12 protein-coding genes are annotated in these 18600 nt (G+C 66.2%); 2 read left to right on the top strand and 10 right to left on the bottom strand.

Annotated elements, in window-relative coordinates:
* Positions 1-37: 37 nt before the first annotated feature.
* Both SPHME3_RS0115160 and SPHME3_RS0115155 read right to left on the bottom strand, forming a co-directional pair.
* Positions 38-622, bottom strand: a complete 585-nt coding sequence (locus SPHME3_RS0115160; RefSeq protein ID WP_330981723.1) for an ERAP1-like C-terminal domain-containing protein — start codon at positions 620-622, stop codon at positions 38-40.
* On the bottom strand, positions 622-2724 hold the full coding sequence (locus SPHME3_RS0115155; RefSeq protein ID WP_020486458.1) for a M1 family metallopeptidase: 2103 nt from the start codon (positions 2722-2724) through the stop codon (positions 622-624). Before SPHME3_RS0115155 ends, SPHME3_RS0115160 begins: the two co-directional genes overlap by 1 nt.
* A gap of 186 nt (positions 2725-2910) precedes the next feature.
* Between SPHME3_RS0115155 and SPHME3_RS0115150 the strand changes: the two genes are divergently transcribed.
* The gene (locus tag SPHME3_RS0115150) at positions 2911-4704 is read left to right on the top strand and encodes a putative bifunctional diguanylate cyclase/phosphodiesterase (RefSeq protein WP_017978467.1); all 1794 of its coding nucleotides are present in this window, start codon (positions 2911-2913) and stop codon (positions 4702-4704) included.
* Positions 4705-4712: 8 nt separating this feature from the next.
* Here SPHME3_RS0115150 and SPHME3_RS0115145 read toward each other — a convergent pair whose 3' ends face one another.
* The 8 genes from SPHME3_RS0115145 to SPHME3_RS0115110 all read right to left on the bottom strand — a co-directional run bounded on the left by SPHME3_RS0115145 (position 4713) and on the right by SPHME3_RS0115110 (position 15552).
* Positions 4713-5378, bottom strand: coding sequence for a response regulator transcription factor (locus SPHME3_RS0115145; RefSeq protein WP_018251021.1), 666 nt, complete (start codon positions 5376-5378; stop codon positions 4713-4715).
* A 7-nt stretch (positions 5379-5385) separates the two neighbouring features.
* Entirely contained in the window at positions 5386-7608 is a 2223-nt protein-coding gene (locus tag SPHME3_RS0115140) for a sensor histidine kinase (RefSeq protein ID WP_017978469.1), read from the bottom strand.
* Complete coding sequence (locus SPHME3_RS20480; RefSeq protein ID WP_017978470.1) at positions 7608-7997, bottom strand: response regulator; 390 nt, start codon at positions 7995-7997, stop codon at positions 7608-7610. Before SPHME3_RS20480 ends, SPHME3_RS0115140 begins: the two co-directional genes overlap by 1 nt.
* A gap of 39 nt (positions 7998-8036) precedes the next feature.
* Entirely contained in the window at positions 8037-8480 is a 444-nt protein-coding gene (locus SPHME3_RS0115130; protein ID WP_017978471.1) for a chemotaxis protein CheW, read from the bottom strand.
* Between the two features lie 14 nt (positions 8481-8494).
* Positions 8495-10036, bottom strand: a complete 1542-nt coding sequence (locus tag SPHME3_RS0115125; RefSeq protein WP_017978472.1) for a globin-coupled sensor protein — start codon at positions 10034-10036, stop codon at positions 8495-8497.
* 461 nt (positions 10037-10497) lie between these two features.
* Positions 10498-11712 carry a histidine-type phosphatase gene (locus tag SPHME3_RS0115120; RefSeq protein WP_020486462.1) on the bottom strand — a complete coding sequence of 405 codons (1215 nt, stop codon included), beginning with the start codon at positions 11710-11712 and terminating at the stop codon, positions 10498-10500.
* Between the two features lie 34 nt (positions 11713-11746).
* Positions 11747-12844, bottom strand: a complete 1098-nt coding sequence (locus SPHME3_RS0115115) for a phosphatidylinositol-specific phospholipase C1-like protein (protein ID WP_017978474.1) — start codon at positions 12842-12844, stop codon at positions 11747-11749.
* Positions 12844-15552 (bottom strand): TonB-dependent receptor, encoded by a 2709-nt coding sequence (locus tag SPHME3_RS0115110; protein WP_029720902.1) that lies wholly within the window; start codon positions 15550-15552, stop codon positions 12844-12846. Before SPHME3_RS0115110 ends, SPHME3_RS0115115 begins: the two co-directional genes overlap by 1 nt.
* 364 nt (positions 15553-15916) lie before the next feature.
* On the opposite strand from SPHME3_RS0115110, the gene SPHME3_RS0115100 reads away from it, so the two are divergent.
* Positions 15917-18544, top strand: a complete 2628-nt coding sequence (locus SPHME3_RS0115100; protein WP_257785351.1) for an ATP-binding cassette domain-containing protein — start codon at positions 15917-15919, stop codon at positions 18542-18544.
* Positions 18545-18600 lie beyond the last annotated feature (56 nt).

The following is an 18600-nucleotide window of genomic DNA, read 5'->3' as shown; positions in this document are numbered from 1 at the left end:
TCGGTCCGTCTGCTGCCGATATGGTACGGGCTGCTATTTAAAACCTCGCCGATCTGATCCGCACGGTCAGGGCCAGTTCGTCGCGCGCGGTCAGCACCTTGCGGCGCACATCGAGAGGGAGTGCCGGGTGCGCTTCCAGAAACCGATCGACGACATCGAGCGCCGCGGCATCGCGCTGTCCGCCGATGAAGGCATCGATCCACGCGGGCAGGAAGAAGATGCGGCGGTTCTGGCGGATCCACTCCAGCCGGTCGAGCGCCGGGCGGAGGAAGGGGAGGGTGAGGGGCGCCTGCTCGATCGTGTTGAAGGCGCCGAGACTTTCGCTCGCCCACGCCTCGTTCAAGGTCGCATCGTCGAAATAGCGCGTGAAATAGGCTGCCTTGACCGCGCGGTCGGGTGTCGCGGCATGGGCGACGAAGGCGTCCTTTACCGCCTCGCTCGATCGGTCGAGCTGTTGCTCGGCTGTGTAGAGCGTCGCGGCGTCGGGCGCGCCGATGGCGATCAGGCGGCGGACGATCGCCCAGCGCGTCGGCTGGCGGATCGCGATGCCGACCAATGTCGCGCGCCCGGCGAGCAAATCGCGCAGGCGATCGATCGCCAGCGGCGTCCGCGCGGTCGCGATCAGGCGATCGAGGGCATCCTTCCGCAGGCCGTAGCCGAGCCTGGTATCGTCGATACGCGCGAGCAGCGCCTGTTCCCAGCGGGCCGCAGCGGCGCGGAGATGTCATCGGGCAGATAGACATCGAGAGCGGCGGCGCCGCGCGACAGGATGGTCCGCGAAATCTGTTCGTCGGTTTCGCCGGGCAGGTGTTCGAGCAGCATCGCGATGTAGCGTGCCGGCGAGAAGCGGACGTCGCGGACCGTGTCCCACACCGCGCTCCACAGCATGGCGCGCAACAGCGGGTCCCGCACCGTCCCGACGTGCCCGATGATCCAGGCGATCGTGCGATCGTCGGGCAGGAACAGGCCGTATCCCTGATCGTCGTCGTTCGGCCAGACATAGTCCGGTATCGGCAGCCCAGCGGCTCCTGAGACGATCGCGCGCGTCCCGTCGAAAGCCGCGTCGAGCACCACGTCGGCACGGGTCGTATAGCCCAGCCGCACGCGCACTTTCATCGGCCATGCGCCCCCGCGATCGCCGGGCAGCGACCGCGCCGGCCGCTGGACGAGCGTCAGCGACCCGACCCTGTCGCCGTCCGCCTTCATCTGCGTGTCGATGCGGGGCAGGCCGGCGCGCAGCATATATTGGCTGCCGAAGGCGGTCAGGTCGACGCCCGACGCGGCGCCGACCGTGCCGAGCAGGTCCTGCCAGGTGGCGTTGCCATAGGCATGGTCGGCCAGGAAGCGGTGGAGGCCGCGGCGGAACCCCGCCTCACCGACCAGGAAGGCGAGCTGTTTGATGACCGCCGGCGCTTTGTTGTAGACGATCGGGCCGTAATTGCTCTTGGCGGCATCGAGGTTGTCGAGCGGCTGCCACAGCGCCTGCGTGCCGCTGGTCGCATCGGCGCGATAGGCGGGTGTCTTGGTCGACAGGAGGAAGGTGGTCCAGGCGTTGCTGTCGGGCTGCAACTCGGCCTGAATGCGCGCGGCCATGTAGGTGGCGAACCCCTCCTTCAGCCACAAATCGTCGAACCAGCGCATCGTGACGAAGTCACCGAACCATTGATGGCTGATCTCGTGATAGATGGTGGCGTCGCGGCCGAGGCGTTGCGGCAGCGTCGGCGGTTCGCGGAAGATGAAGCGATCCTCGTTGTAGAAGACCGCGCCAACATGCTCCATGCCGCCGAACGGAAAGGCGGGCGCGAGCAGCAGGTCGAGTTTAGCGAAGGGGAAGGGGACACCGAACCAGTCGCTGAGCCAGCGCACGGCGGCGCGATTGGTCGCGATCTGCACCTCGGCATCGACCTCGGCGCGGCGCGAGGCGCGCGCGTACAGGCTGATCGGTCGCTCCCCCGCCGGCGCGGAGGTCCAGCGCGTCCAGGGGCCCGCGGCGAAGGCGGCGAGATAGGTGGAAATCGGCTCGGTTTCGGCGAAGCGCCAGCGCGTGCCGCCGGTCACCGGCTGTTGGGCATCGAGCGGGCCGTTGGCGATCACCGTCCAACCGCTCGGCGCGGTCAGCGTCCAGCGGAACCGCGCTTTCAGATCGGGCTGGTCGAAGCAGGGGAACAGCAGATTGGCGTCGGAGGGGACGAGCAGGGTGTAGAGATAGGTCTGGCCGTCCTTGTCGTCATGATAGCGGATGATCGACGCCCCCGACGCGGCGATCGGCGTCACGAAGCGGGCGGAGACGACGTTGGCGCCCGTCTTCAGCAGCGCCGCGGGCAGGATGAGGTGGCCGTCGACCCGCTCGGCCCTGGACAGTGGACGGCCGTTGACGATCAGATCGCCGAGCGTCGGACCGCGAAAGTCGAGGACCAGATCGCCGCTGTTGCCCATGCGATCGAAGCGAATGACGGCCGAGCCCGCCGCCGTGTCCTTTGCCGTCAGATCGAGCGACAGGTCGTAACGGACGCTGGACAGCTGCTTTGCCCGACGTCGCGCGAGGTCGAGCGAAATGCCGCGGCCGATGCCGTCGTCCCGCGTCGTACCGTCGGCACGTGCCTGTGCAGCGCTCCATACCCCCATCGGTACCAGCATCGCGGTGCGAAGCAGCGCGCGGCGCGTATCGAGAACGTGCAGGTCGGCCCCCTGTCCCGGTGAAGCGCCGATCCTAAGACGATCCACCCCTGCCTGTCGATCGGACGGACGAAACGCGCGTGAGCACGCCATGGATCAGGCTTTCCGCGGTCACTGCGGGCCCGCCGGCCGAACGCGTCGCGCGTACCGCAACTACCGTAAAACTACGCAAATTTAGGTTTCGGTAACCGCGTCGGCCGAAGTCCTGTGTCGTCACATCAGCGGGATGGTAGCATGTCGATCTACAACCCAATTCATCGGACGGACAGCGGCGCGGCCGACGTGCTCGGGCAGGTCGCGCTGGAGCTCGATCGCGAGATCGCATCGCTGGAGCATCGGGCGCGAACGCAGGAAGGGCGGCTGACCGAGCTGACCAACCTCGCCACATTTCAGCGCGAGGCACTCGATGCGGCGGCGATCGTCGCCGTCACCGATCGTGCCGGCCGGATCACGTCGGTCAACCACAAATTCTGCGAGCTGAGCGGCTATTCGGAAGCCGAGCTGATCGGGTCGACGCATCGCATCGTCCATTCGGGCGTCCACGATCGCGACTTCTTCCGCCATCTGTACCGCACCATTTCCGGCGGCGAAATCTGGCACGATGTCATCTGCAATCGCGCCAAGAGCGGGAAGCTCTATTGGGTCGATACGACGATCGTGCCACACCACGACGGGTCGGGCTATACCGCGATCCGCTTCGACGTCACGCCCCAGAAGGAGGCCGAGCAGCGGCTGTGGCGGCTCGCCAACATCGATCCGCTCACCGATCTGCCAAATCGCCGCAACTTCATGGACGTGCTGGCCGCCGCGACCAACCGATGCGAGCCCTTCGCCACGGCCATTCTCGACCTCGATCATTTCAAGGACGTCAACGACAGCGCGGGCCATGACGCCGGCGATCGCCTGTTGACCTGCGTCGCGCGCGCCTTGCAGTCGGCGATCGGAGCGGACGAGGTCATCGGTCGCCTCGGCGGCGACGAATTCGCGCTGATCCTGCACTTCGACGGCGACCTCGCCCGATTGAACGACAAGCTGGCGACCCTGGTCGGCGTGGTGGGCGACCATACGGAGGCCAATGCCTTCGGCTGGCGCATCCAGGCGAGCATCGGCGCTGCGGTCTTTCCCGACGACGGCAGCGACCACCGCGACCTGCTGAAATGTGCGGATATGGCGCTGTACGCGGCCAAGCAATCGGGCCGCGGCTGCGCCCGGGTGTTCGAGGGGCGCTACCGGCGTGAGGCGGAATGGCGTGCCGACATCCGCTCCGCCATCCAGCGCGCCTTGGCGGAGGACGAATTGTTCGTGCAATATCAGCCGATCGTCGACCTTCAGGCCGCGCGCCCGATGGCCTTCGAGGCGCTATTGCGCTGGAAGGTGCGGGACGGTTCCGTGATGACGCCGGCCGTCTTTGCCAACGTGTTCGACGACGAACGGACCGCCGCCGATATCGGTGCCTTCGTGCTGACCGAGGTGCTCAGCCAGATCGACCGGTGGAACGCGCAGGGCGTGCCGTTCCAGTCGATCGCGATCAACGCGACGCTGGGGGATTTCCGCTCGTCGAAGTTCGTCGATCGCATCATCCAGGCGATCGATACGGGGCGCATCCGCGGCGACCAATTGTGCGTCGAGATCACAGAGGGAATGTTGCTCGATCGCGGTGCGCGGACGGTCTGGCCGTCGATCGATCGCCTGCACGACCGCGGCGTGCATATCGCGTTCGACGATTTCGGCACGGGCTTCGCCTCGCTCACCCATCTGCGGCAGCTGCCGATCGACCATGTGAAGATCGACCGCAGCTTCATCGAATCGATCTGTGCCGGGGGCAAGGATCGCGTCATCGTCGAAAGTGTGATCGATCTGGCGCATCGGCTAGGGCTGCGCGTCGTGGCGGAGGGCGTGGAGGCGAGCGAGCAGGAAACGCTGCTGCGCGGGCTGCACTGCGACAGCATCCAGGGATTCCTGATCGCCCCGGCGCTGAGCGAGCAGCATGCCGCCGCGTTCACGCGCGACTATCCGATCGCGGCCTGACGGGCGCCTCAGCCCGGCCCGTCGGCGCGCATGATCGCGCCCTTGGGCTCCAGCCCCGCCTCAAGCGCCAGGCGCACCGCGTCCGACAGGCTGGACACGTCCAGCTTGTCCATCAGATGCGCGCGATAGGTTTCGACTGTGCGGGTCGACAGGCCCAGGCGGTAGGCGATGATCTTGTTCGCCAACCCCAGCACCAGCCCCGCCAGCACGTCGCGCTCACGATCGGACAGGCGTTCCAGGCAGCGCTGCGCGGCGGCCGTCCGGCCGCGTGCGCGCTGGTCCTGCCGCAACCGTTCCAGCGCGCGCATCACGGCTTGGCGCAACGTGGCGGGGCGCATCGGCTTTTCGATGAAGTCGGCCGCCCCCGCATGCAGTGCCTCGACGGCCAGCGGCACGGTCGCCGCGCCGGTCAACATCACGATCTGATGGTGGCTGCCGGTGCGCCGCAACTCGTCCTGCACCTCACGACCGCTCAATCCGGGCATATTGACGTCGAGGACCACGCAGCCTTCGGGCAGCATTGCCTGTTCGTGTAGGAAGGCGCGGCCATCGGGAAAGGTACGCACCTGAAGCCCGGCAGCCGCCAGCGTGTCCGCGAGCTCGGCGCGCAACGCCGCGTCGTCGTCCACGACATAAGCATGGGCGGTGGGCGTGTGGGGGACGGGGGTGGTCATGGCGGCGCTACCTCCGCGCATCGATCGGAAAGCTGAGGGTCAACATCGCACCGCGTCCGTCGGGCTTGTTGGCCAAAGCGATCGTGCCGCCCACCTCGTCCATGATCTGGCGGCAGACGAACAGCCCCAGTCCCGTGCCCTTGCCGATCGGCTTGGTTGTGGAAAAGGCATCGAACGCCGTTCCGGCCACCGCGTCGGCCAGCCCGGTGCCGGTATCGTCGATGACGACCTCGACCATCCTGTCGCGCTGCGCGAGGTCGATCGCGATCCGGGCGGGTCCCGCGTCGCCCGCGGCACGGGCGGTATCGATCGAATCGGCGGCGTTCTGCAGGGCGTTGACGATGATCTGCTCGATCCCGACGCGTGGCAGTTCCAGGATGGGGAGCGACGCCGGCGCGGTGATCCGCAGCGCGATGTCGCGTTCGGACAGCACGGGACGCATGAACCGTGCGGCATTCTGGATCGCGTCGATGATGCTGATCGGCTCGCTGCCGCCGCGCTCCAGCCGTGCATAGCCCGACGTGCGTTCGACGATGGCTGTCGCGCGGTCCACCTGTTCGATGATCCGATCGAATTTCTGTGCGGCGCGCCCCGACGCGTCCTCCGACTGGGTGAGGGAGAGCCGCCCGTTCTCCGCGGCGAGCGCGATGGTGAACAGCGGTTGCCGCAGCTCGTGGCTCAGCGCCGATGCCATGCCGCCCAGTTCCATCAGGCGGGCATGGTGCCGCATCTCGGTCTGGAACGCCTTGGCGGTGCGCAGCCGCACGACGCAGCCGAACCGCCAGCGCTCGAACATGGGGTCGTGGTCATGCGCCAGCAGCAGGTGCCATTCGGCCTCCGCGCCGGAGCCGACGCGAAATTCCGCCATCACATCGTCGTGTGCGTCGAGGTTCGCCAGCGTCGGGCGGTCGGCCTGATGCACGGGCAGGCTCATCTCGCGCCGGCCATGCTGTGGATCGATCTTCACGAACCGCAGGGTCCCGCTTGCCGCATCGTAGCGTACGTCGCTGAACACCTTGAACCCCATGGTGGTCCGCAGTTCGTCCACCGCGCGGGCCAGGCGCTGGCGTTCGTGGTCGCTCGCCAGCAAGGCATTGTTGATGGTGACGAAGCGGTCCAACAGCGTGTGCGTTTCGCTGAACGGGACATCGACGGGCGGGATCGGGGCATGACGGTCGAAATGCGCCAGCGCATCCTCCCATACCGCCACCGACCGGCGGATCGCATGGCGAAAGGCGACAAGCCCCAGCTCCGCGAGCAGCAGATATGCCAGTAGCGGGATCAACCCCATGAACACGCCGACCATCGTCGCCCGTACGAATGGGCGGGGAGACACGATCGCGATATGCCCGTCGGGCGCGCGCTGCGCGACGCAGGTGGTCAACCAATAGCCGATCGTCTGCCGCTCGATCGGACCGGCGGTCCCGTCGTCGATCCGGCGGCACCCCAGTAGTGCCGCGGCGGACGCCGCATCGGCCTGCGGCGTATGAGTCATGCGGAGGGCGTCGGAATGGCCGGGCATCGGCAATGCGCGGATCTGGCCTGTCGGTCGGTCCGCCGCCGGTGCGAGCGCGGCGGCCGTCCGCGCCTGATCGGCAAATCGCAGCATCTGGTCCGGCACGGATCGCATGGCGCCGAGCAGGAACAGCATGGCGCCGCCCGCGACCGTCAGCGACACGAGCACATCCAGCGCACCGGTGAGCGACACCAGCGGACGACGCATCAGGCCGCCCGTTGCCGGATCGCGCGCGATGAAGAGTATGGCGGCATCGGTGATCGCGGCGGCCGCAACGGTGAACAGCACGGTGCGCAGGAACGCGATCAGCGCGGCCTCCGCTGCGAGGCCCCAGGGGTTGTGCAGCAGCAGCCCGGCCGCCACGCTGGCGATGGCGACGCTATAAAGGACCGTCACCGTCGACAGGCCGCGATCCCCGCGGCAAAACCGATCGGCCACGGCGATATGGCCCAGCGCCGCGGCGATCAGCAGCGGCTGGCCGAACCACGCCAGGGTCGGCAGCGTGGTCGCGATGGCGACGGCGATCGCGACGCGAACGCCATACCATCGCAACGCCGGCAAATAGGCGAAGGGCGCGAGGATCAGCTCGAACCCCGGCGCGGCCACCAGGCGGTGGCTCGACAGGACGATCGCCACACCGAGCAGCGCGAGCGGCACGACGGGCGCAGCGCGCCATCGTGTCGCCAGCGTCGGGAACGACAGGCCGGCGGCCATCAGGCGTCGCCGGTGCTGCCGGTTTGACCCGTCACGAGCGCGCGTAGCGTTGCGGTGCGCAGGGGTTTGGTGAACAGGCCGCTCGTCGTCGTCGCGATGTCGGCTAGCGCCGCGGCGGTGAGATCGAGATGACCGGTCATCAAGTACATCGTCGGCTCCGTCGTGCTGGTGGATCGACGATGACGCAACATGCGTAGGACGTCTAGGCCACTCTCGGCCTTAAGTCTTAGATCGCAAAGGATAACATCTACCGAACACGCTGCGTCCAGCAGGACCAATGCCTCATGGCCGGATCGCGCGCCGATGGCATGGCCGCCCAGCGCCTCGACCAACTCGACCAGTTCGTGCCGCAGGTCGTCGTCGTCTTCGATGATCAACAGGTGTCGCATCACCGATCGTCCCATGGGAGCGGGGAGTGACGACGACGATCAGGCCGCGTCGGCGAGCAGGGCGTCACCGTCGATCGCCATGCACCGCAGGTCGAGGACCATCACCATCCGGTCGTCGACGGCGATCAGCCCGGACAGGTGTCGCGACGAACCGCCGCCCAAGTCTGGCGGCGGCTGCAGCGCGGCCGGTTCGATCGTCACGATGTCGTTGACCGAATCGACGACGAGGCCGTGCATCTGCTCGCCGATCTGGATGACGATGATGACGTGCCGCGGCGACGGGGCGATCGCATCCCAGCCCAGCCGGTCGCTCAGATCGACGACCGGCAGGACGGTGCCGCGCAGGTTAACGATCCCGCGTACGAAGGCGGGCGCATGCGGGATGGGTGTCGGTGGCGTCCAGGCGCGGATCTCGCGGATCGCCATGATGTCGACGCCCAGGCGCTTGTCCGCGATTTCGAAGGTGATGAGTTGCTTCGTCATGGCACGACCACCGTTCAGAACTGGCTCCAGTCATCGTCCGCCGGCGCGACGGCGAGCGCGAGATTGCCGCGGCTGGCACGGCGCGCCGCGCGCACCGGCGGCCTCGGGGCCGCCACCGCGATGGGCTTGGCGACCGCAGGCCGAGCGGGCGGTGCCATGGCGTCGTCCAACGTGAAGCGCGCGACGAGGCCGGTGAGTTGGTCCGCTTCACTGGCGAGGCTCCGCGCGGCGGCGGTCGATTCCTCGACCATGGCCGCATTCTGCTGCGTCGTCGCATCCATCTCGCCGATCGCGATATTCACCTGTTGCAGGCTGTTCGACTGAACCTGCGCGAGCTGCGAGATATTGGCGGCCAGCGTCGCGATCTCGGCCACCTTGCCGACGATCCGGTCGAGCGCCTCACCCGATTGGCCGACCAGCGCCACGCCGCGCGCGACCTGTTTCGAGCTTTCGCCGATCAGGTCCTTGATATGTTTGGCAGCGTCCGCGGATCGCTGGGCAAGCGCGCGCACTTCGCTGGCCACGACGGCAAAGCCCTTGCCCGCATCGCCCGCGCGTGCCGCCTCGACCCCTGCGTTCAGCGCCAGGAGGTTGGTCTGGAAGGCGATGCCGTCGATGACGTTGATGATCTGCGCGATCTCGGCGGCCGAACGCTGGATGTCGTCCATCGCGCCCACCGCTTCCTTGACGACCGCGCCACCCTGCGTCGCGTCGGCATGCGCTTCGCTGACCGATCGGTTGACGTGCGCGGCGCCTTCGGCGGTTTCGCGGACGCCGCCGGTCAGTTGATCCATCGCGGCGGCGGTCTGTTCCAGCGACGCGGCCTGCTGTTCGGTGCGTTCTGACAGATCGTCGGAGGCAGAACTGATTTCCACCGACCCAGTGTTAATGCTCTTCGCTGTGTCGGCGACCTGCACCAGCGTTTCGCTGATCTGGCTGCGCATGAACTCGAAATCCTGTTCCACCTTGCGGAACGCTTCGGGCAGATCGTGCAGCGACGCGGTAAAGTCTCCCTTGGCCAGCCCCTCCAGCGCCTCGCCGACTTGCGCGATCACGGCGAGCCTCTGTCCTTCCTCGGCGCGGAAATAGCTCGAGAGCGCGATATCCATGTCGAGTAGCGCGCATTTCACGAGAGTGCCGATCACGCGGCTGAGACGCTTGCCGGCCAGCCGACCGATGGGGGAGGCGGCGACGACCGCATGGATCACCTGCTCCAGCACCATGGCGTAGCCGCCGATATACCATGTCGGCGCCAAGCCTATCCGGGCGTGCACATTGCCGATCTGTTCCGCTTTTTCGAAATAGCTGGCGCCAAGTTCCCGCGAAAACAGCTGCGACCAATGGTCCAACTGCTTGTCGCGCGCATGATCCATAACGGCTTTGGATGTGAAGAAGCCGGAAACTTCCGGCGTCGTCGCAATCTTCTTGTAGAACAGGTCGAGCGCCTTCGGCGCGCTTTTCGACACGACGGACAGGATGCGCGGGAAGTTCGCATAATCCTGTCCGTCGAGACCGTAGAATTGTACGCGCTTCGCATTGGCTGCCGGGTCATGCATGGGATGTCTCCAGTTCGTCGTGCGAATTGGGGCCTCGCGTGGTTTCCAAGCGGTAAATCATCGTAGTTTTACGGTGGTCCCGACACCGGAAGCATCGTAGCCATGGGTTGTCGATCATGACGGAGGTCAAAGCGGTTTCGGAGGGCGCGCATTGTGGGTGCCGAACCAGAATTGACGTCGTTGCGACCGCATGATGCGGGCAAGCGCTGCCATGAGCGAAGGCAGCCCCGGCACGTCAGTTTGGGATCACAGCCATCCGTTTTGCCGCGTGGTGCGGCCCGCCTCGATGCGGTCCACCTTCGGCCGCGTGCTGGCGACCCACCACGTCCTGCCAAGCATAGCCCCCTTCGAGTACCTCGGCGTACTTCCCCTCACTCCGCATGACTGCTGCAGCAGCGACCGCGGCCGTGCCGCCGTCCTGATTGACGGTCTGCGGGGACAGGTGGAAAGCTCTGCCGAAGTTACTTTGGTAGTGTTGTTTCGCGTTCAATGACGCTCTGAAATTGCGGCAGCGAGCAAGGCGTGCCGCACCGTTCGATGGGGAGATGCCGCACGATAATCGGACCGCGCTGTCCAGCTATGCTGAGATGTCGTGCCGCTGAAGGTGTCTGGGCAATATACGATAGCCGGATAACATGGTTGTGGGTGCGACGGTCGGTCAGGCGCTCGAACAGGAGGCCGCCGCCGATGGGCGGGTCGTCGGCGCCATAGCCCGGCATTGTAAAGTGAACGCCAAGGATCGCAGTGACGGCCGCGATCGTGTTGTCGTGACCGACATAGACGCGGACCGCAGGTGCCTTGGGCTGTGACAGGTCCGCAGCGATCGCTCGCGCGATCAGACCACCGACACGCGGCGCCATATAGGCCGAGCGAGCGAAGACGTCGAAGAGGCGGGCATGCAGGAGCGACATCGCCTGAATGTCCTTGGCCGATGCGCGGCCCCAGCCGACCCGCTGCATCGGAAAGCCTTCCGCATATTGCAGCAGGAAAACCTGCGCGGTGCCGGAGGTCAGATCGATCGCGCCCGACAGGCTGATGCCCTTGCCATCGGCGGACGGCGTGATCCGGTTGGGCATTGCCGCGAATGTGCAGGGTGGCACCGACGACGCACAGCCGAGCACCCGCTCCATTGCGGCGAACCCCGCGGCGGTGCCGCGCATCAGGGCGGTCCCATCCTGCAATTCGGCGTTGATACTGGCGGCCGCTTGGGTAGCGTCGAAGGGGACGGCGCGGGCTTCCAGCGCGTTGAACAACGGGTCCGTGTCGCCCTCGCCGCGATGATCGACCGCAACGGGGCAGCCCGGCGCCAGGCCCTCGGCCAGGGCATGGCCGCTGGCGATCGTCCGCGAGAGGCTGTTCGTCCAGATCGTCAGGGCATTCGGGGCTGGACAGCGCCCGGCCGGCAGTAAGCCTTGCCGGAGCAACCGACCCCTTTCGAACTGCGCCAGGATGCGCAGCGCCGCGGCGCCATGCGGGGTCAGATGGCTGGCCGGCGTGTCCCATTGCGGAAATGGTGCGCGGGCGAGGGGAGCCGCCGCGGCTTCACCCTCCAAGGGCGCGCGGATGCCGTGGCGGATCAGCATCACGGCCCGGTCCATCGTGTAGCGGGGCCTCGCCGAGCAGGGACTGGCGACCAGACTGGTCGCCAGCGTCAGTGCGAGCGCACGGACTAGCATGTCGAGCATCTTTCCCAGTCGCACGGCGCCCCTCTCACTTCGGCAGCTTGCAGCCCGCAGGCTGGGTCACCGGGTTGCACCGCTCCATCACCCCGCCCGGCAGGGTCACGATGAAGCCATTGTTCCAGCCCCGCGTTGGCGCGCCGGGATAGTAATCGGTCGACACCGCCTGTGCGCCGCTGTCGATCGCGGCCTGCTGGCGGGTGTGGTCGTTGTCGCGCGCTTCCTTGGTGTCGGCGTCGCTGCGGGTACGGACGACGAAGCCCTGTTTCACCCACTCCTTGATCTTCGCCCCATCGGTGCGCGGATCGCCGACGATCTCGACCGAGGCCTCGGGCTGGTCGGTGTCGTACCAGCCGAAGATCGGGCGACCCTTCAGCGAAGGATGCCCCGTGCGGTAGATGTCGGACACGTCCGAGGGCGTGTCGAGCACGAAGAAGATTTTCCCGCGAGCGCTTTCCAAGGTCGGCCAGCCCTTGGTGGTCACCGCCTCGCGCAGGGTCTTCGCATTCCCGCGCACGTCATCGGGCGTGATCATCCGGTTGGGCTTCAGCACGTCGCGAATCTCGCCGTCCAGCGCATCGAGCAACGGTGCGGTCAGCGGCAGCGGGTCGGTGACGCCGGGCTTGTTGATCGGTCGGTCGGCGGCGTTGATCGTCACCATGATCGGCACGTGGCGCGGGTGCGCGCGCGACCAGGCGTCGATCTGGCCGATGCACTGTTTGAACGTGCCGCAGGAGCGGTAGTCGACTTCCGGGATGTGGAAGACCTTGAAGCCCGGCTTCATCATCGCCGCTTCGTCGAAACCGGTCTGCTCACCCGCCGCCTTCGCGATCGCCTCGCCCTTGGGATGCGCGAAACGGCCGCCTTGCGGGTCGGCGAAGATGTCGATCTCCAACTGGCGCACGCCCCGGTCGAGCTGCTGCGCCAAGGTCAGGTGATCATAATCCAGCGCGGCGGCGAGCTTGGGATCGCGCTGTTCGAGCGCGGCGAAGACTGCAGGCGCGATCCGCTTCTTATAGCTGTTGTGCGAGCCGACCACCTGGATGTCGTTCATCCGAAGGGCCGCCCGCGGCGCCGGAGCGGCGGCGGTCGCGAGGACCGCCGCCAGGGTGAGGAAGACCTTCGTCATCAGAACTCTGCCCGAATACCGAACAGGATCGTCCGGCCATAATAGTTGATCTCGCCGAAGCGCATCTTGCTGTCGTTATAGGTGTCCTGATGCGCGCCCGCGATGTTGATGCCCTCCAGGCTGAGCGTCAGATTGTCGGCGGCGCGCACCGACAGCTGGCCGTCGAGCGAGCCGAAGGCCGCGACATAGGTCGGCGCCTGTACCGTGCTGCCTGTGCTCGACAGATATTTGTCGCGCCAGACATAGGAGAGGCGGGCCGACAGCGGGCCCTTGTCGTAGAAGCCGACCAGGTTGAAGCTGTTCTTCGACAGGCCGATCAGCTGGTCCTTGATGTTGCGCGAACCCGCCGTGTAGTCGGCCTTCACTTCCGTGTGGGTATAGGACCCCTGGACGCCGAAGCCATCGAACGGCGCGGGCAGGAAGGTGAAGACCTGGCTGTATGCGGCTTCTGCGCCGTACACCTTGGCATTGCCGCCATTGACCGAGCTGGAGAGGCGGACGGTGCCGCGACCCGGAATGTTGATCTCGGTATTCGACTGGGTGATGTAATCGTCCATCGCCTTGTAGAAAACGGCGCCCGACAGCATGCCCGACGGTGCGAAATACCATTCCAGCGACCCGTCGAACTGGGTGGCGAGGAAGGGCACCAGCTGCGGGTTGCCGCCGCTGGCGGTCGGGGCGTCGGTCGACACGGTGATGCGTGGTGCGGTGTCGGTGACGTTGGGACGGGTCAGGACCCGGCTGGCGGCGAGGCGACCGACGAGCTTCGGGGTCAGGTCGGCGCGCAGGTTGAAGCTGGGCAGGACGTTGTTGAACGTCTTGGGGTAGCTCACCGGGGTGGCCGTGTTGCCGCTGGTCAGCGTACCGCTGGCGACCTGGTCGGTGTGGACGTAACGCACGCCGACATTGCCGCTGACCGGCACCGACCCTGCATCGAACTGGTAATCGGCGCGGACATAGGCGGCGGCGATCTTCTCGGTCACGACGAAGGACGAGCGGCGATCGCCATTGGTGATCGGCTGACCCTGGATCGCCGGGGTGAAGAAGTTGCCGACATAAGCCGCCGTCACCGGCACCAGCCAGTTGCGGAAGGCATTGCCCGACACGCCCGACAGGAAGTCGTCATAGGGCAGCTGCTGATAGGCGCCCGCGCCCAGATTGGTCAGCGGCTGGTTGGTCGCGGTGTCGATCAGGTAATCGCGACGGAAATAGTCGCGCTTGCGCCAGTGATATTCGCCGCCCGCCTGCAGCTTCGACAGGAAGCCGTCGAAATCATGGCCGACATCGAGGCGCGAATAGAAATCCCAGTCCTTGCTGTCCTTGGGCGCGATGTTGAACTGGTACAGCTTGTAATTGGCCGGGTTGGTGACGTCGACCGGCGTGCTGAAGGTCGGCATGTTCTGATAACCGCCGCTGGCGTCATAGGTCAGCGGCGCGATGAAATAGGCACGGCTGCGCACGGTGCCGGTGCGGTAGTCGGGGTGATAGCTGTGCGCGGCCGACCAGTTGACGTTGGCGGCGACATGCCAGCGATCCGGGTTCCAGGTCTGCTTCAGTCCGATGGTGATCAGGTCATGGCGATTGAGGCTGTATTCGCGCGACGCCATGAAGCGGGCGTTGGCGATCGTCGCCTTGGTAATCGTGTCGCCAACGACGGTATAGCCGGGCTGAAGAATGGTGGGCAGCTGCTTGACGCCACCGATCGAGACGTTGTTGTCGTCCGGATAGATGTCGAGGCCGAACTCGTCATAGGCGACGTCCAGCCGGGTCGCGACCACGTCCAGCGTCGTCTGCAGCTCCGCGGTCGGCTGCCACTGGGCCGAGACGATGCCCGAGATGCGCTTGCGGTCCTCGGTCTCCACGGTGGGACGGGTGCGAGTCGGCGAATAGAGACCCGCAGGCGCGCCGCCGCGCGACGCATCGGTATAGCGGTCGGTCAGCCACCCGAAATTCATGAAGCGGTCGTTGCGGACCGTCTTGCCCCAATATTGCGCGCCCGCCAGGATGCCGAAGGTGCCGTCATTGTTCTTCGCGCTGGTCAGCACGGTGACGTTGGGGCGGACCTGCTTGGTCTGGCTGGTATAGGTGCCGCGCATATTGACGGTCGTCTTGTTGCCGACCTCCAGCGGGTGGAAGGTCTTGACGTCGATATTGCCGCCCAGCGCGCCCTCGCTCATGTCGGCGGTGGGGGTCTTCACCACGTCGATGCTGGAGGTGAATTCGGCGGGCAGCATTTCGAAGCGGAACTGCCGACCGGCGGCGCCGCCATTCTCGATCAGGTCGTTCAGCGCGATGGTGCGGCCGTTCATCAGCGTGTTCTGGAACTGCGGGCCCAGGCCACGCACGCTGACATACAGGCCCTCGCCGCGCGGGCGGGTGATCGCGACGCCGGGGACCAGCTGCAGCGCCTCGGCGACATTCTGGGTCGGGAACTTGCCGATATCGGTCGAGCTGATCGAGTCGACACCGTAGGCGGCGCGGCGCTTGGTCTCGATGCCCGCCGCCAGGCTGCGCGCATAGGTGCCGTTGACGACGATGTCCTGGCCGTCAGCGGCCGTATCAGACGCCTGTGTGGTCGATTGCGCAGGATTTTGCGGCGTGTCCTGCGCAGGGTCAGCCGCGGCGCTCGTCTGCGCTTGGGCGGCGACGGAGCCAGTCACCAGGGTAAACGCCACCGATGCCTTCAAAAGGCTGCGAAATGTAGTCATGAATTTGGTCCCCACCCGGCTGCCTTGCCGGTCCGGCGGGGGCGTTAAGAGCCGCCTGTGTAAGTTTGACGTAGAATTGATGACATTCGTGTGAGCGCTAACGGTTGGTACATGCTGACGATCTGCGGACCGCTGGAAGGATCGCCTGGTTGCCCTAACCCCGCTCCCGGTGGCGCTGCGCCAGATCGACGTCCACGCCGGCTGCCTCGCTCGTATCGTTCAGGAGTACGACCTCGTCGCCGGCACGCTCGCCGATGTTTGTAACGGTGGCTGACACCGTCACCCGATTGCCGCGTTTCATTGCGGCGTCGAAGGGGGTGTCCCGTCAGCGGCTGCCCTGATCCTCTGGCATGCGCGTGGTGTTGTGAATGTAAATAATCGGAAATTGGCCAACGCTAATCAAGCGATAATCCGGAGTATCGGCGTCGGTTTCACCGCCCGGGACGGCGAGGTGTTGATCGTCACCGGTCCGTCAGGGTCGGGTAAGACCACTCTGCTGACGATCCTGGGCGCGCTGCGTCCGTTCGTGGAGGGCGAAGTTTCCGTCAACGGGCTAAGCCTGCGTGATGCGGACATCAACGACATTCTAAATTTGCGCCGCCGCATTGGATTTGTTTTTCAACAGCATAACCTTATGAAGGTGCTGATTCTCTACGAGAATGTCGAGGCTAGCTTGTACATGCTTCCCAAGTCGGAGGAGGGTGCCGAACGTGCGCGCGCTCACGCCATGCTTGCGGCCTTGGGGTTGGGGGATCGTGGGCGCGACTTCCCCGCCAGCCTGTCCGACGGGCAGCAGCAGCGAGTAGCGATAGCCCGCGCGCTCGTACGCCTGCCGGACCTCATTATCGCGGACGAGCCCACCGCATCGCTCGACGCCGAGTCTTGCAATCTGGCGATGAAAGTCATGCGCGACTTCGCGACGCGGCAGGGTTGCGTCATCATCATGGCGACGCATGACGAGCGGGTGTTTCACATCGCCGACCGTGCCTTCACATGGAAGATGGCCACTTGCACGAGGCCGGCCAGTACTCAGGGCGGCAAGCTGGTGCAAAGGTGTCCGGCTTCGAACAGACCATCTAGACGGCGCCGTGTTTGTCGAAGGTCCCAGTCCCTGAAAGGAAGGGTCTGTGACGAACAGGACGGCAAGGACGTCTCGCCTGAGGTGCGCGCATGCCAGGCTAAAAGGACAAGACTGTCGATGCGGCACCGAAATGTAGGGGAGGGCAGGATGCGCAATACGACACGTCGGGAACTGGTCGCAGGCATGGCGGCGATCGGATTCGGCACGCTTGCGAACGCGGCGCCGGTCGGCAGACGCCGCGATCCCGACCTTGGGCCGAACGTCCTGATCGTCGATGGCGACGAGCCGGGTGCACAGGCGGTGATCGACCGCTGGTTCAAGGAACAGGAGCGCGCGCATTTCACCGACCGGCGCCGCGCGATCCTGCTCAAACCCGGCAATCACCGCCTCGACATCAACGTCGGCTTCTTCACGCAGGTGGCGGGATTGGGCCTCACGCCAGGTGACGTCACCGTGGCGGGCCATGTGCATGCCGAGGCGGATTGGGCAAAGGGCATGGCGCTGGTCAATTTCTGGCGCGGCGTCGAAAATCTGACGGTGCGGCCACCCGACAATATGGATCGCTGGGCCGTGTCACAGGCTGCGCCCTATCGCCGCATCCATCTGACCGGCGACCTCGCCCTGGACGATGGCGGCTGGTCGAGCGGCGGCTTCATGGCGGATTGCCGGGTGGACGGGACGATCCGCTCCGGTACGCAGCAGCAATGGTTCACCCGCAACAGCCGCATGCAGCGCTGGGAGGGATCGAACTGGAACATGATGTTCATGGGGGTTGCGGGCGCGCCCGCGTCGAGCTTCCCGACTCCACCCTATACGACGGTGGCGACCGTGCCGGTGGTACGCGAGAAGCCGTTCCTGTGCGTCGGGCCGGGGGGCGAATGGACGATCTTCGTCCCGGCGCTCCGCCGTGATGCGCGCGGCATATCCTGGGATCAGGCGCCCGCCGGACGCCATGTGCCGCTGGACGCCGTGCTCATCGCCGATCCGACCACGCCGGTCGCGACCATCAACCGCGCGCTCGCGGCCGGGCGCCATCTGCTGCTGACGCCCGGCGTGTATCGTCTGCGCGAACCGTTGCGGGTGGTGCGGGCCGATACGATCGTCCTCGGCCTCGGTCTCGCGACCCTTCTGGCCGAAGGCGGATCGGCCGCCATCACCGTCGCCGACGTGCCGGGGGTGACGATCGCCGGACTGCTGGTCGACGCCGGACCGCAGACGACGCCGGTGCTGGTGCAAATCGGGCCGCGCGGCGCGGACGGCGATCATCGTGACAATCCGACACTGCTCGCCGATCTCTTCTTCCGCGTCGGCGGGGCTGCCGTGGGGAACGCCGGGACCTGTCTGGAAATCAACAGCCACCATGTCATCGGCGACCATCTCTGGATCTGGCGCGCCGACCACGGCGATCGCGACGGCGGCCGCGTCCACGTCGGCTGGGACGAAAGCCGGGCGACGCACGGCCTCGTCGTCAACGGGGATCACGTCACCTGCTATGGCCTGTTCGTCGAGCATTTCCAAGGTTGGCAGACGCTGTGGAATGGCGAGGACGGCCGCACCTTTTTCTACCAGAACGAATTGCCGTATGATCCGCCTAGCCAGCGCGCCTGGCGTTCGGATTCGCCGCGCGGGTGGGCCGCGTACAAGGTCGCCGATCACGTCCGCCAGCATCAGGCGGTCGGCATGGGGATCTATGCCAATTTCACCGCCGATCCGTCGATCGTGCTCGCAAGCGCCGTGGAAGTGCCCGATACGCCGGGCGTGTGCGTCTCGAATGTCACGACGATCTCTTTGGGCGGCGGCAAGGGCACGATCGCGCATCTGGTCAACGACGCGGGAGAGGCCGCCCGGCCGGGCAGCATCCGGCAGACGCTGACGCGATACGGCGACGCACGGGATGGTAGTGCAAGCTGATCAGCGAAGGGCGGTGGTGGCTATCTGCACACATTTCGCGGCGTGTCGCTTGGCAA

It is taken from the genome of Sphingomonas melonis DAPP-PG 224 (assembly GCF_000379045.1).
GTDB lineage: Bacteria > Pseudomonadota > Alphaproteobacteria > Sphingomonadales > Sphingomonadaceae > Sphingomonas > Sphingomonas aquatilis.
The sequence above is the reverse complement of the archived record's forward strand: the minus strand, read 5'-3'. Positions and strand labels throughout refer to the sequence as shown.

Coding starts and splice junctions, on each gene's coding strand:
- SPHME3_RS0115150 (WP_017978467.1), top strand. CDS start 2,911: ATGTCGATCTACAACCCAATTCATCGGACGGACAGCGGCGCGGCCGAC.
- SPHME3_RS0115145 (WP_018251021.1), bottom strand. CDS start 5,378: ATGACCACCCCCGTCCCCCACACGCCCACCGCCCATGCTTATGTCGTG.
- SPHME3_RS0115140 (WP_017978469.1), bottom strand. CDS start 7,608: ATGGCCGCCGGCCTGTCGTTCCCGACGCTGGCGACACGATGGCGCGCT.
- SPHME3_RS20480 (WP_017978470.1), bottom strand. CDS start 7,997: ATGCGACACCTGTTGATCATCGAAGACGACGACGACCTGCGGCACGAA.
- SPHME3_RS0115130 (WP_017978471.1), bottom strand. CDS start 8,480: ATGACGAAGCAACTCATCACCTTCGAAATCGCGGACAAGCGCCTGGGC.
- SPHME3_RS0115125 (WP_017978472.1), bottom strand. CDS start 10,036: ATGCATGACCCGGCAGCCAATGCGAAGCGCGTACAATTCTACGGTCTC.
- SPHME3_RS0115120 (WP_020486462.1), bottom strand. CDS start 11,712: ATGCTAGTCCGTGCGCTCGCACTGACGCTGGCGACCAGTCTGGTCGCC.
- SPHME3_RS0115115 (WP_017978474.1), bottom strand. CDS start 12,844: ATGACGAAGGTCTTCCTCACCCTGGCGGCGGTCCTCGCGACCGCCGCC.
- SPHME3_RS0115110 (WP_029720902.1), bottom strand. CDS start 15,552: ATGACTACATTTCGCAGCCTTTTGAAGGCATCGGTGGCGTTTACCCTG.